This window comes from Nocardia sp. alder85J (assembly GCF_020176955.2).
Lineage (GTDB): Bacteria > Actinomycetota > Actinomycetes > Mycobacteriales > Mycobacteriaceae > Nocardia.
Genome location: NZ_JAIUCZ020000001.1, coordinates 912,579 through 925,826 on the forward strand (window position 1 = coordinate 912,579; position 13,248 = coordinate 925,826).

Annotated in this window: 12 protein-coding genes and 1 pseudogene; 4 read left to right on the forward strand and 9 right to left on the reverse strand. The window is 69.7% G+C overall.

Annotated elements, in window-relative coordinates:
• Positions 1-26 precede the first annotated feature (26 nt).
• From LBW94_RS04270 to LBW94_RS04280, 3 genes are read left to right on the forward strand one after another with little or no spacing between them, the layout of a single operon-like run.
• Positions 27-1,571, forward strand: coding sequence for an acyl-CoA carboxylase subunit beta (locus tag LBW94_RS04270; RefSeq protein WP_225061166.1), 1,545 nt, complete (start codon positions 27-29; stop codon positions 1,569-1,571).
• Positions 1,572-1,605: 34 nt separating this feature from the next.
• Entirely contained in the window at positions 1,606-1,794 is a 189-nt protein-coding gene (locus LBW94_RS04275) for an acyl-CoA carboxylase epsilon subunit (protein ID WP_225061167.1), read from the forward strand.
• The gene (locus tag LBW94_RS04280; RefSeq protein WP_266269825.1) at positions 1,791-3,581 is read left to right on the forward strand and encodes an acetyl/propionyl/methylcrotonyl-CoA carboxylase subunit alpha; all 1,791 of its coding nucleotides are present in this window, start codon (positions 1,791-1,793) and stop codon (positions 3,579-3,581) included. Before LBW94_RS04275 ends, LBW94_RS04280 begins: the two co-directional genes overlap by 4 nt.
• Before the next feature lie 58 nt (positions 3,582-3,639).
• Here the strand turns inward: LBW94_RS04280 and LBW94_RS04285 are convergent, their stop codons facing one another.
• Positions 3,640-4,677 (reverse strand): NAD-dependent epimerase/dehydratase family protein, encoded by a 1,038-nt coding sequence (locus tag LBW94_RS04285; RefSeq protein ID WP_225061690.1) that lies wholly within the window; start codon positions 4,675-4,677, stop codon positions 3,640-3,642.
• A 161-nt stretch (positions 4,678-4,838) separates the two neighbouring features.
• Positions 4,839-5,288 (reverse strand): nuclear transport factor 2 family protein, encoded by a 450-nt coding sequence (locus LBW94_RS04290; RefSeq protein ID WP_225061691.1) that lies wholly within the window; start codon positions 5,286-5,288, stop codon positions 4,839-4,841.
• A 100-nt stretch (positions 5,289-5,388) separates the two neighbouring features.
• On the opposite strand from LBW94_RS04290, the pseudogene LBW94_RS04295 reads away from it, so the two are divergent.
• Positions 5,389-5,640, forward strand: a pseudogene (locus tag LBW94_RS04295) (dihydrodipicolinate reductase); the annotation flags it as partial.
• A 213-nt stretch (positions 5,641-5,853) separates the two neighbouring features.
• On the opposite strand, the gene LBW94_RS04300 reads toward LBW94_RS04295, so the two are convergent.
• The 7 genes from LBW94_RS04300 to LBW94_RS04330 all read right to left on the reverse strand — a co-directional run bounded on the left by LBW94_RS04300 (position 5,854) and on the right by LBW94_RS04330 (position 13,244).
• The gene (locus tag LBW94_RS04300; protein WP_225061692.1) at positions 5,854-6,213 is read right to left on the reverse strand and encodes a hypothetical protein; all 360 of its coding nucleotides are present in this window, start codon (positions 6,211-6,213) and stop codon (positions 5,854-5,856) included.
• Between the two features lie 269 nt (positions 6,214-6,482).
• A complete protein-coding gene (locus tag LBW94_RS04305; RefSeq protein WP_225061693.1) occupies positions 6,483-7,343 on the reverse strand; it encodes an alpha/beta fold hydrolase in 861 nt (286 codons plus the stop codon).
• Positions 7,344-7,389: 46 nt separating this feature from the next.
• On the reverse strand, positions 7,390-8,598 hold the full coding sequence (locus LBW94_RS04310; protein WP_225061694.1) for a cytochrome P450: 1,209 nt from the start codon (positions 8,596-8,598) through the stop codon (positions 7,390-7,392).
• An 18-nt stretch (positions 8,599-8,616) separates the two neighbouring features.
• Complete coding sequence (locus LBW94_RS04315) at positions 8,617-10,848, reverse strand: AMP-binding protein (RefSeq protein WP_225061695.1); 2,232 nt, start codon at positions 10,846-10,848, stop codon at positions 8,617-8,619.
• The gene (locus LBW94_RS04320; protein WP_225061696.1) at positions 10,845-12,095 is read right to left on the reverse strand and encodes a cytochrome P450; all 1,251 of its coding nucleotides are present in this window, start codon (positions 12,093-12,095) and stop codon (positions 10,845-10,847) included. The genes LBW94_RS04315 and LBW94_RS04320 overlap by 4 nt, the downstream gene beginning before the upstream one ends.
• Positions 12,092-12,988 carry an SAM-dependent methyltransferase gene (locus LBW94_RS04325; protein ID WP_225061697.1) on the reverse strand — a complete coding sequence of 299 codons (897 nt, stop codon included), beginning with the start codon at positions 12,986-12,988 and terminating at the stop codon, positions 12,092-12,094. The genes LBW94_RS04320 and LBW94_RS04325 overlap by 4 nt, the downstream gene beginning before the upstream one ends.
• Before the next feature lies 1 nt (position 12,989).
• Positions 12,990-13,244 carry an acyl carrier protein gene (locus tag LBW94_RS04330; protein WP_225061698.1) on the reverse strand — a complete coding sequence of 85 codons (255 nt, stop codon included), beginning with the start codon at positions 13,242-13,244 and terminating at the stop codon, positions 12,990-12,992.
• Positions 13,245-13,248: the final 4 nt, after the last annotated feature.

The following is a 13,248-nucleotide window of genomic DNA, read 5'->3' on the forward strand; positions in this document are numbered from 1 at the left end:
TCCGCGGTGCGACAGGAAGGATCGTGATGCGGGACCGTGTCGAGGAACTCGGCAGGATCAAACTCTCGGTGCTGGAGGGGCCGGACCCGGCCGCCACCCAGCGCCAGCACGACAAGGGCAAACTGACCGCCCGCGAGCGGATCGACCTGCTGCTCGACCCGGGCTCGTTCCAGGAGATCGAGGGCCTGCGCCGGCATCTGGCCACCGGCTTCGGGCTCGAGGAGCGCCGCATCTACACCGACGGCGTGGTGACCGGCTGGGGCACCGTCGAGGGCCGCACGGTCTTCGTCTTCGCCCAGGACTTCCGGATCCTCGGCGGCGCGCTGGGGGAGGCGCACGCGCAGAAGATCCACAAGATCATGGATCTGGCGCTGTCCGCCGGCGCTCCGCTGGTCGGCCTCTACGACGGCGCGGGCGCCCGCATCCAGGAAGGTGTCGGCGCGCTGGCCGGATTCGGCGGCATCTTCGCCCGCAACACCCGCGCCTCCGGGGTGATCCCGCAGATCAGCGTGATCCTCGGCCCGTGCGCCGGCGGCGCCGCCTACAGCCCGGCGCTCACCGATTTCGTGTTCATGGTGCGCGAGACCGCGCAGATCTTCATCACCGGCCCGGACGTGGTGGCGGCCGTCACCGGCGAGCAGGTGACGATGAACGGTCTCGGCGGCGCGGACATCCATGCGCACGACACCGGCGTCACCCACTTCACCTACGACGACGAGCCGAGCTGCCTGCACGATGTGCGACACCTGCTGTCGCTGCTGCCGGCCAACAACCGGGAGCAGCCGCCGGCGGTGCCGTGCACCGATCCGGAGGACCGGCGCAGCGAACAGCTGTACGACCTGGTGCCCGTCGACGGCAACCGCCCGTACCCCATGCGCGCGGTGATCGAGGAGATCGTCGACGACGGCGAGATCTTCGAGGTACACGAGCACTGGGCCACGAATGTGGTCTGTGCGCTGGCGCGGCTGGGCGGGCAGGTGGTCGGCATCGTCGCCAACCAGCCGAGCATGCTGGCCGGGGTGCTGGACATCACCGCCTCGGAGAAGGCGGCCCGCTTCGTGCAGACCTGCGACGCCTTCAACATCCCGCTGGTGACGCTGATCGACGTGCCCGGCTTCCTGCCGGGGGTGGCGCAGGAGCACGGCGGCATCATCCGGCACGGCGCGAAGTTGTTGTACGCCTACTGCAATGCGACCGTACCGCGGGTGTCGGTGGTGTTGCGCAAGTCCTACGGCGGCGCCTACATCGTGATGGATTCCCGGTCGATCGGCGCGGATCTGGCGCTGGCGTGGCCGAGCAACGAGATCGCCGTGATGGGTCCGGAGGGGGCGGCCAACGTGATCTTCAAGCGTGAGATCAATGCCGCCGACGATCCGGAGGCCATGCGGCAGTTGAAGATCAAGCAATACCGCAGCGAGCTCATCCATCCGTACTACGCGGCCGAGCGCGGGCTGATCGACGACGTGATCGACCCCGCCGACACCCGCCGGGTACTGATCCGCTCGCTGGCGATGCTGCGCACCAAACATGCCGACCTGCCCATGCGGAAGCACGGCAACCCGCCGCAGTAAGCCTCTCCGCCAACAGAATTCGAGCGAGACAGTGATGAACGAACCCATCGTACGCATCGAGCGGGGCAACCCCGACGACCTCGAACTGGCCGCGGTGCTGATCGCACTCGCGGCGGTGGCGGCCCGGCCCGCCGCCGGCGACGACCAGCCCGCCCCGGTGCGCTGGCTGCGCCGGGAACGCCGTACCGCCTTCGTCGCCTCGCACAGCTGGGCCGCGGCATGAGCGGGGGAGCGGCGGCGCGGATCACGAAGGTGCTCATCGCGAATCGGGGTGAGATCGCGGTGCGTGTGATCCGGGCAGCGAAGGATGCCGGGATCGCCAGCGTCGCGGTGTATGCCGAGCCCGATGCCGAGGCGCCGTTCGTGCGTCTGGCCGACGAGGCGTTCGCGCTCGGTGGGCAGACCTCGGCGGAGTCGTATCTGGTGTTCGACAAGATTCTCCAGGCGGCGGCGAAGTCGGGTGCGGACGCGATCCATCCGGGGTACGGGTTTCTGTCGGAGAACGCGGATTTCGCGCAGGCGGTGCTCGATGCGGGTCTGATCTGGATCGGCCCGTCGCCGCAGTCGATTCGGGATCTGGGTGACAAGGTGACCGCGCGGCACATCGCCGAGCGGGCGAGCGCGCCGATGGCGGCGGGTACCAAGGATCCGGTGAAGGATGCGACCGAGGTGGTCGAGTTCGCGGAGGAATTCGGTGTTCCGGTGGCGATCAAGGCGGCGTTCGGTGGTGGTGGTCGTGGCATGAAGGTCGCGCATACCATCGAGGAGATTCCGGAGTTGTTCGAGTCGGCGACGCGTGAGGCGACCGCGGCGTTCGGCCGGGGTGAGTGTTTCGTGGAGCAGTATCTGGACAAGGCCCGCCATGTGGAGGCGCAGGTGCTGGCCGATCAGCACGGCAACGTGATCGTGGTCGGTACTCGGGACTGCTCGTTGCAGCGCCGGTTCCAGAAGCTGGTCGAGGAGGCGCCCGCGCCGTTCCTGAGCGATGAGGTCCGGGCCGAGATCCACGAGTCGGCGAAGCGGATCTGCCGGGAGGCCGGTTATTACGGCGCGGGCACCGTGGAATATCTGGTGCAGGGCGAGACGGTGTCGTTCCTCGAGGTCAACACCCGCCTCCAGGTGGAGCACCCGGTCACCGAGGAGACCGCGGGCATCGACCTGGTGCGGCAGCAGTTCCGGATCGCCAACGGCGAGGAGCTGGAGATCAAGGAAGACCCGACCCCGCGCGGGCACGCCATCGAGTTCCGGATCAACGGTGAGGACGCCGGCCGCAACTTCCTGCCGTCACCGGGCCCGGTGCGGGTGTACCGCGAACCGTCGGGTCCGGGTGTGCGCGTGGATTCCGGCGTGGTCCAGGGTAGTTCGATCAGCGGCCGATTCGACTCGATGCTCGCCAAGCTGATCGTCTGGGGTGAGACCCGGGAACAGGCGTTGCAGCGGTCGCGCCGTGCGCTGGCGGAGTACCGGATCGAGGGTCTGGCCACCGTGCTGCCGTTCCACCGGCACATCGTGGAGCATCCCGCCTTCGTCGGGGACGGCTCCTCGTTCGAGGTCTACACCCGGTGGATCGAGACCGATTGGACGAATATCGTTGCGCCGCACACCGATACCGACCCGCTCGAGGAAGCGGACGAGGCCCGCCGCACGGTCCTCGTCGAGGTCGCCGGCCGCCGCCTCGAGGTGTCGCTGCCGTCCCGCTTCGAGGTGGCCGCCCCGGCCACGAACGGCGGCAACGGGATCACGGCGCCGCGGAAGAAACAGCGCAAGCGCGCCGGCGGGTCCGCCGCCGGCGCCTCCGGTGACGCGGTGACGGCGCCGATGCAGGGCACGGTAGTGAAAGTAGCCGTGGCGGAGGGCGATTCGGTGGCCGCGGGCGATCTGATCGCGGTCCTGGAGGCGATGAAGATGGAGAACCCGATCAACGCCCACAAGGCCGGTGTGGTGACCGGCCTGTCCGTGGCGGTCGGGTCGGCGATCACCCAGGGCAGTGTGCTGACCGAACTCGAGTGAGTCGCGGCGGCTCTCGCGCGCATGGTTTCGGATCGGTTCCGTCCTCGGAGTTGGTGATTCACGGTCTCTCCGGTTCGTCGATGGTGAGATCGTCTGCCGGGTGGGGTGTTTCGCGGCGCCTGGTGAAGAACAGCGCCGCCTCGGTGATCGCCGCCTCGATCGGGCGGGGTTCCCAGCCGAGTTCGCGTTCGGCTTTCGAATGATCCAGCGGGGTCATGATGTATATCAGCCGCATCGTCGTGCGGGTGATGCGAACGTCCTTGCCGGTGACCCGGGCGACCAGCTCACCGAGGAGCCCGGCGGCGGCCGCCACGGGCCGGGGTATGCCGTGTCTCGGGGGCGCGGCGCCGGTCACCGACGCGGCGAGATCCAGTAGTTCCCGCACGCTGCGATACCCCGCCGAGACGATGTAGCGCTCGCCGGGTCTCCCGCGTTCGCCCGCCAGTACCAGTGCCTGTGCCGCATCACGGATTCCGACCACTTCGGCCGCGGCGCCGCGCATGTAGAAGGGCAGCTTGCCGCGCGCGGCCGCGGCGACGAAGCCGCCGTGCGGCGTGGGTAGGAAGTCGCGGTCACCGTAGGTGTTGGCGACGCACATCGCGACCGCCGGCAGACCGCGGTCACGGAAGTAGCCGAGCACCAGGTCCTCGGCCTCGATGCGGGAACGGACGTAGGCGCCGCCGCGGCGCGCCCAGTTGTGCGGCCCCGAGTCCTCGCGGACCAGGCCGTCCCCGATCGGCAGCGTCGCCACCGAACTGGTGAACACGAACCGCGCCAACCCGGCGTCGGCCGCGACGTCGAGCACCGTCCGCAGGCAGCGCACATTGGTGTGGAACAGCCGATCGGCGTCACGCAGCCAGGGCCGGGCATCGACGACGCAATAGTAGACGACCGCACAACCCGCCATCGCCGCCCGCAGCGCTTCCCGATCCTCGAGGTCACCGACGACGTACTCGACATCCAGGTCATCGAGCGCGCGACGAGAACTCGTCGCCCGCACCATGACCCGGACCTGCTCGCCCTGCTCGACCAGTAACCGCGTGACATGCGATCCGAGGAAGCCGCTGGCGCCGATCACCAGATGCCGGGCGCTCACGCGCGCACCTCACGCCGGTCGTCCACGGCCGTTCCGCCGCAGCGCCGTTCGCGTCGACAAGGGGCGGCATTGTCGGTGACGACCATGGATCTCCGATCTGAATACTATTGTGGGGCAGTGGTGTTCGAGGAGAGTGGGACGGTGGGCCGACATGGGCTGCGTCAGTCGAAGCTGGTGATGAGCCGGGTGGATCGGAAGGTGCGACGGCTGATGCGCCAGCCGTCGCGGGTGCGGACGAGCCGGTCCTCGTAGTGGCCGACGCCGTCGATCCAGTCCTTCCGCTCGCCGGTCAGGACCTGGATCGTGTGGACGTAGGTGGTGGCGGTGGCGAGGTCACCGTCCGGTTCCACCACCATGTTCGTGAGCATGTGCTTCGTGGACGCCATGCCCGCATGCGCGGCGATCATGAACTCCGTGAGCCCGGCGGCGTCCGCCCACCGGCCGATCTCGCCGTAGTCGGTCTGCGCGTCGGCGGTGAAACAGGTCCGCAACAGCTTCCAGTCCTTCGTGTCGATGGCGGTGGCGTATCGGATCAGCACCGCACCGATGTCGTCGCGATCGGTCCGCCTATCACGATCGACGGGGCCGGGTGCGGTGGGGTTCGAGGTCATGTACTGACGATGACCTTGAATTGGACACGTGTCTAGACGTTGGTCAAAATTCTCGGCGCGAATGACGATCGGAGGGCCGGCCCGGCATCCCGATCCGGTGCCGTCGCGCTGGCCGAAACCGGCGGACGGCTGGACGCTGACCATCGAGGGCGACCCGTCGATGCGCACCCACTTCTTCGCCCTGGCCGGCTTCTCCCGCCCCACCTCCCCGGCCGAGCACGCGCGCTCGGCCAGTGTCGCCACCGCGATGCAGATCCTCAACGCGGTTCCTGCGGTCTGTGACGCTCCGCCCGGATTCGCCACGGCCGCAACACTTCCCCTGATCCACAGCCATGGCGGATTCGCTCGCCGCCGAGACGTCATCGGAGCAGTTGCGGCACCGTGGATTCCAGCAGATCCGCGATCTCGGTTTCGCCGCCGGCGCCGCCGGGGCGGTGATCGCCCTGATCACCGCGATCGTCATGCGCCGCGGACGCACCCCGCCACCGGCGGAACTCCGCACTGAACCCACTGAGCCGCCGTGCCTTTCCGGCCGGAGTGCCCGGCCGGTCGGGCGAATCGCGGATCAGGCCAGGCAGGGCGTGGAGAAGAAGGAGCCGGTGGGAGGCAGGCAGGTGGCGGGGTCCGGTTTGCCGAACAGCAGCAGGCTGACGGGTGTCGGCACCTGGTCGGTGGTCACCTGATCGGTGACCGGCTGGTCGTCGGCCGGCGTCAAGGGAACGCCGGCGGCGGCGAGACCGGTGGACAGGCCGAGGGCGACGGTGATCGTAGCGACGGCTGTCGCGATGCGCAGCACGATGTGCTTCATGGTGTACTCCAGTGCCATCCCGAGCACCACGACGATTGAACCACGAACCTCCATCACCGGACAATGCCCCGGATAGCGGCCGTCGCGGCGCTGCACGGTGATCAGTCCGGGCTGCAACAGATCTCGTCGAGGCGGTGCTCGGGCCGATCAGCGCGGGACCCGACCGCCTTGCTGCTGAGTTCGGATTCGGCGATGTACCGGGCGAAACAGTCCGGTGGAAATACGGTATCGGTGAATATCTGACGAAAGACGCCGGTCGTCACCGGACCACCCTCGAGGAGTCCCGCCGGGGCACAGACTTGCGACAACCGTCGAGTGCCTCGAGAAGTACTGCGGCGGCTCACAGTGGGACCGAGGTCCGGCAGGCGCGGTGGGCCCGCCGGACCTCAGCCGTGCACCGGACGTGAGGACCGAACATCCGGTGCGGTCCGGTCGACGCGGTCGAGGAACTGCCGCAGCAGTTCGGTGATCGCGTCGGGTTGTTCCAGCGAGCTGCTGTGGCCGCAGGCGGGAAGGGTGTGCAGTTCGGCGCCGGGGATGAGGGCTGCCAGGCGGTGCGATTCGGCGGGCGGGGTGGCACGGTCGTCCGCGCCGACCACGACCAGGGTGGGGACGGTGATCGCGGGGATCTCGTGGGCCGTGGGTGCGCGGTCGGCGACGCCGAACAGGGCCCGGCGGATCGCGGCGTGGTCGAGGGCGCGCAGCCGGGTGGCCCATTCGTCGACGGTGGCGCGTCCGGTGGCGGTGGCCAGGAAGTGCGGGCCGAACAGGTGCCGGGCGACCCGGCTCTTGATGGGGCGCAGGCCGAAATGGCGCAGCACCCAGGCCATCGTCTTGTATTCGCCGCCCTTGTCGGATCTTTCGGCGTCGGCGCTGGTGTCGAGCAGGGTCAGGGAGCGCAGCAGGTCGCCGTGCCGGGCCGCGAGCCGCTGGCCGACGAAGCCGCCCATGGACAGGCCCACCCAGTGCACCGGGCCGAGGCCGAGCGACTCGATGACGCCGCGGGCGTCGCCGGTGAGGGTGTCCATGTCGTAACCGGTTGCGGTGGGCGGGGTTTCGCCCTGCCCGCGCCAATCGATGGTGACACAGCGGTAGTCGTGCCGCAGGGCCTCGATCTGCGCGCGGAACATCCAGCCGCCGAACAGCAGTCCGTGCCCGAACACGACGGCCGGGGCGTCCGGTCGGCCGGTGGGGGCGCCGGTGTCGGTGTAGGCGATCGGGCTGCCGTCGATGGTCACGGTGGGCACGGGATCCTCGTTCCTGGTGATGAGATGAGAACTGGCGCAGCTGGATTCACACCGAGATGGTCAGGCGGGCGGGCCCGCGGACGTTGATGCGGCCGTTGCGCTCCAGTTCGAGCAGCTCGGCGCCGGGGAAGCGGCTGACGAAGGCGGTGAAGGCGATCCGCGCCTCCAGCCGGGCCAGCGTCGCGCCGAGGCAGTGGTGGATGCCGGCGCCGAAACACAGATGGCGGCCCGCGTCCGGACGGTCCAGCCGCAGCCGGTCGGCGTCCTCGCCCCAGAACGCCGGATCGCGCGCGGCCGCCCCCAGGCAGGCCACCACCCAACTGCCCGCGGGGATCTCGGCGCCGGCCGCGACGAACGGCGTCACCGCCACCCGGCGCATCAGCTGGACCGGGGTGTCGTAGCGCAGCAGTTCCTCGACGGCATTGGCGGCCAGCTCCGGATCGGTCCGCAGCCGGTGGGCCTCGCCGGGATGGCGCAGCAGCGCGAGGATGCCGTTCGCGAGCAGATTCACCGTGGTCTCGTGACCGGCGATGTAGAGCAGGACCACCTGGGCGGCAAGCTCGTTCGCGTCCAGGACGTCACCGTCGTGTTCGGCGGCGATCAGACTGGTGAGCACGTCGTCGGCGAGATGTGCCCGCTTCCAGGCGATCAGGTCGCCGACGAGGGCGAGCACCTCGGCGTCCGCGGCCCGGATCCGGGCCTGGAGCTCCGGATCCGGCAGCGGTTCCAGCGCCAGTGCCAGGACGCCGACCAGTTCCCGCAGCCGGGCGCCGTCGAGCAGCGGAATGCCCAGCAGTTCCGAGATCACGGCGAAGGGGAGCGGAAAGGCGAACTCCGCCAGCACATCCGCGCCACCGGCGGCGGCGATCCGGTCCAGGGCGGCGTGGACGTGGTGCTCGATGCGCGGTTGCAGCGCCTGGATCGCCCGCGGGCCGAACGCCTTCGCGACCAGCCGCCGCAGCCGGGTGTGGTCGGGAGGATCCTGGTCCAGCAGTGACAGTCCGCCCATGATGCGGTTGCGTTTGCCGAGTGTGCCGCTGTCGCTCTTCCAGGTCGGCAGGCGGGTCAGGTGCCGTTCGTCGACCGATTGCGCCGAACGTTGCAGCGCGGCCACGTCCGTGTGGCGGGAGACGATCCAGAAGCCCAGCGGATGTTCGTGTACCGGCGCCAGCTCCCGCAAGCGGCGGTACTGGGGATAGGGATCCTCGGCGAAGCCGGGAGCGAACGGGTCGAAGACGATGGAATCGGCGGACACGAATTCGCTCCCCCCGCTTCAGGACTGCGCCAGTTTGATGTTGCGCAGCGTGACCAGCGCTGTCGCACAGAGGGTTTCGTTGTCGTCGTCGACGGAGTACACCTCGGCCGCCGCGATGGTGAGCAGTGCGCCCGGCTTGATCACCCGGCCGCGGGCGACCACCCGGCTGCCCTTGGCCGGCGCCACGATCTTCACCGTGTAGTCGATGGTCATGTTGGCCCAGCCGGGCGGGAGCAGGGTGCCGGCTGCGGAACCCGCCGCGAAATCGGCCAGCGAGCCGAGGACGCCACCCTGGAAGAATCCGTCGTGCTGGGTGAGTTCCGCGCGGTGCGGCTGGACGATGTCCGCCTCACCCGGCGCGATCCGGGCGAAGTCGAAGCCCAGGTGCTTCGCGGCGGGCATGCTCAGCACCACCGCGGGGACCAGCTCCGCGTAGTCGGGATTCTGGACGGGCCAGGTCTGCGTTGCCACGGTTCCTCCGTTGTCGTCGGTCGGTTCGGGCGCGGCCGCCGGCCGCGGGGACCAGAGCGCGAAGCCCCCGTCGAGATACTGCTGCCGTGCCGCGGTTCGCATGATCTTGCCGCTGCTGGTTTTCCGCAACTGCTCGGCGCGGGCCAGCACGAGATCCCCGATGGCCAGCTCGTGTTCGGCCAGTACGGCCGCCCGGACGCAGCCCGCCACCTCGGCGGGATCGGCGTCGAGGTGGGGATCGCGGCGCATCTCCTGCACCACCACGAGTTTCGCGACCGCGTCCGGATCGGCGGCGTCGGCGGGCACCGCGAACGCCGCGCAGCGGCCGGCCCGCAGCGCGGGATGCGCGCCCTGCACGGTGTTCTCGATGTCCTGCGGATAGATGTTGCGGCCGCGGATGATGATCAGATCCTTCAGCCGGCCGACCACGTACAGTTCGCCGTCGGCGAGCACACCGAGATCGCCGGTGCGCAGATAGGTGCGCTCGGGCCGGTCGGCGCAGCGGGCGCCGAAGGTCTGCTCGGTCTGGGTGGGGCGTTCCCAATAGCCCTGTGCGACATGGTCTCCCGATACCCAGATCTCGCCGGCCCGATCCGGCGGGCAGGGCGCGCCGGTGTCGGGATCCACGATGCGCAGATGCTGGCCCGGCAGTACCCGGCCGGAGCCGACCAGGGTGCGGGTCCGGCCGCCGCCGGCCGGGGCCCAGCGGCGTTGCGCGAGCGCCTCGGCGTCGACGTCGGCCGTGCGCGGCCCACGGCCCTTCGCGCTGCCGGTGACCAGCAGCGTCGCCTCGGCCTGCCCGTAGCAGGGATACAGGGCTCGCGCGTCGAATCCGTGCGGGGCGAAGACCGCGGCGAACCGGTACAGCGTCTCGGCGCGGATCGGTTCCGCACCGTCGAAGGCGACCCGCCAGCTGCTGAGGTCGAGGTCGGTCGGCACCTTGCCGCCGACGGCCCGCGCGACGCAGGCGTCGAAGGCGAAATTCGGCCCGCCGCTGGTGTGCGCGCGATACCGGGAGATGGTCGACAGCCACAGCAGCGGGCGGCGGATGAACGCCGCCGGTGACATGAGGATCGCCCGCGCGCCGACGTGGATCGGTTGCAGCACATTGCCGATCAGGCCCTGGTCGTGGAAGAACGGCGCCCAGCCGACCACCGTCGAGTTGTGGTCGTGGCCGAAGGCCAGCCGGATCATCTCCTGGTTGGCGGCCACGTTGCGGTGGGTCACCCGCACGCCCTTGGGCGCCGCGGTCGAACCGGAGGTGTACTGGAGGAAGGCGACGGCATCCGGATCGATCGGCGCCGAGACGGCATCCGGGCGCACCTCCGCGCCGATCTCGTCCACGTCGAGCCACTGCGCGGTGGGGCACAACGGCTCCAGCGCCTGCCGCAGCACACCGGACATCGAGCGCACGGTGAGCACCGCCGCGGCCCGGCAATCCGTCACGATGGACCGGGTGGCGTCCTGAACCTGGTTGCGGCGCGGGGGATTCACGGGCACCGCGAGCACGTGCGCATAGAGACAGCCGAAGTACGCGACGATGAAATCGACGCTCTGCGGGAACACCAGCAGCGCGCGATCCCCTGGCGCACAACACGATCGCAGCCGCTCGGCCACCGCCATCGACCGCGCGTACAGTTCGCGGTAACAGACGCTGCCGGTTTCGGCGCCCTCGTCGTCGAGGAACGTGTAGGCGGTCCGGTCCGGTTGTTCGACGGCGCGGCGCCGCAGCACATCCGTCAGCAGGGTCAGTTGCCCGGGTTCGGCGGTGGTCGTCATCGTGCCCTCCGTATCGAGGCAGGCAGGGTCCGCACCCCCCGGAGGATGAAACTGTGGTCCTGCCAGTCGAATTCGTCGCCGAGGGGGGTGAGTTCGGTGGAGTCGCGGTACAGTCGCTCGAGCGCGATCTCGGTTTGCAGTTCGGCGAGTATCCCGCCGAGGCAGCCGTGGATGCCGTGGCCGAAGGCCAGATGGGCGCCGCCGTCGCGGGTGAGATCGAATTCGTCCGGCCGGTCGAAGATCTCGGGATCGCGATTGGCCGCGCCCAGGCACACCAGCACCTGATCACCGGCGGCGACGCGTTCGCCGCCGATCTCCACCTCGCGGGTGGCCAGGCGCTTGGTCAGTTGCAGCGGGCAGTCGTAGCGCAGGGTCTCGATCACCGCGGCCCGCAACAGTTCCGGGCGCGCTCGCAGCAGTGCCTGCTGCTCCGGGTGCCGTACCAGCGCGAGGACGGCGTTGCCGATCAGTGATTTGGTGGTCTCGGTGCCCGCCACGAAACACATGATGCACAGGAAGATCACTTCCTCCTCGCTGAGCGAATCGCCGCCGGCGGTCCGGGCCGCGAGCAGTCCGCTGATCAGATCGTCGCCGGGCCGGACGCGGCGATCGGCGAGGACCGGCCGCAGCGCGTCACCGAACTCCTCGACGACCTCGCGGACGCGGGCCAGGTCGGCGGCCTTCATCAGACCGGGCTCGAGCAGGAAGCGGATGTCGTGGGTCCAGGGCCCGACCAGCCCGTGCAGGTGCGCGGGCAGGTCCAGCCAGGCGCACAGCACCGCGATCGGCAGCGGCCCGGCGAAATCCTCGATTACATCGAAACTGCCTGCCGCCCAAGCTGGTTGGATCAGCTTCGTGGCGATCTCGACCGCCGTGGACCGCAGCCGGGCGACCGCGGGCGCGGTGAACGCGCGGTTCACCAGCCCGCGCAGCCGCGCGTGTGCCGGATTGTCGGTGAACACCAGGGAGGTGCGGCCCAGCCGCACGATCCGGTCGACGTCACCCTGGCCGAGCCGGGCGGCCTGGTCGGCGACCTGGCTCGGGATCAGGCCGGCGCTGAACGACCGGTCGTGCAGGACGTCCCGGACGTCGGCGTGCCGGGTGACCACCCACATGCCCAGCGTGCGGTGCACGGGCCGGGTGGTTCGCAACTGCGCGTACTGCGGGTAGGGGTCGCGGCGGAAGGCCGCGCCGAACGGGTTGAACCGGACCGGCGCCCCCGCGCCCGGAGCTGCCGGACCGGTCATCCGCGGGTGTCCTCGCCGCCGAAGAACCGGTTCGGGTACGGCCGCAACACGATTCGCAGCAGGCCGAGCTTGCCCATCCGGAAGCCGAGCGCGGACAGCTTCAGGTAGCGCTCGTAGCGGGCCACCACCTCGTCGCCGACGACGGCGACGGCCTCCGCGCGCCGGGCCCGCAGCCGCCGCGCCCACTGCTCGCAGGTCCAGGCGTAGTCCAGCCGGTCGTTGCGCAGGGTGACGATCTCGAAGATCCCCTCCGCCGCCGCGACGATCTCGGCCGGGGTGGGCAGGTCGGCGTCCGGGAAGATCTCCTGCTGCATGAACGAACTCGCCTGCTCGCGTGACATGTTCGCGTAGGCGATGGTCTGCAACGACAGTGCGCCGCGATCGGTGAGCCAGTCCCGGCACCGGGTCAGGAAATCCCGGTACACCGCGATCTTCTCGTCCGGGCTGTCCGACGGCCGGGCGAAATGCTCGAAGGCGCCGAGGGAGACGATGCCGTCGAAGCGGGTGTCCGGCCGGTACTCCAGCCAGTTCGCGGTGTGCACCTCGACACCCGGAAAGCCCTGCGCGGTGACGTATTCGGCCTGCGCCGGGCTGAGCGTGAGGCCCACCGAGCGTGGAACGCTGTGCCGCTGCGACAGTTCCCGCAGGACCGAGCCCCAGCCACAGCCGATGTCGAGCACCGTCTCCGCTCGCGCCGCGCCGATCGCGTCGAGGTGGAACCGCAGCTTCCGCTGCTGCGCGAGTTCCAGTGTGTCGTCCGGATTTTCGCGCAGTGCGCAGGAGTAGGTCAGGGTCTCGTCCAGCCACAGCCGGTAGAATTCGTTCCCGACGTCGTAGTGGTGCCGGACGGCCGCGGCCGCGGTGCCCATCCGGTCGGTGGTCGGCACGGACATGTCAGGCGACGCTCCGGCTCTGCTCGTGCAGATAGGTGGCCATCGAGTTCAGGTTCGGGTGCCGGTACAACTCCTCCGGCGACAGATCGATGCCGTAGCGCTCCTCGACCTCGATCAGCAGTGAGACGGCCAGCGCCGAATCCACGCCGATGCGGTCGAAATCGGCGGTGGGGTCGATCGACTGCGCCGGCACCTCGAGCAGGTCGGCCAGGTAGGTCTGGCACCATTCGACGATTGCGTCCTTGCTGGTATCCACGATG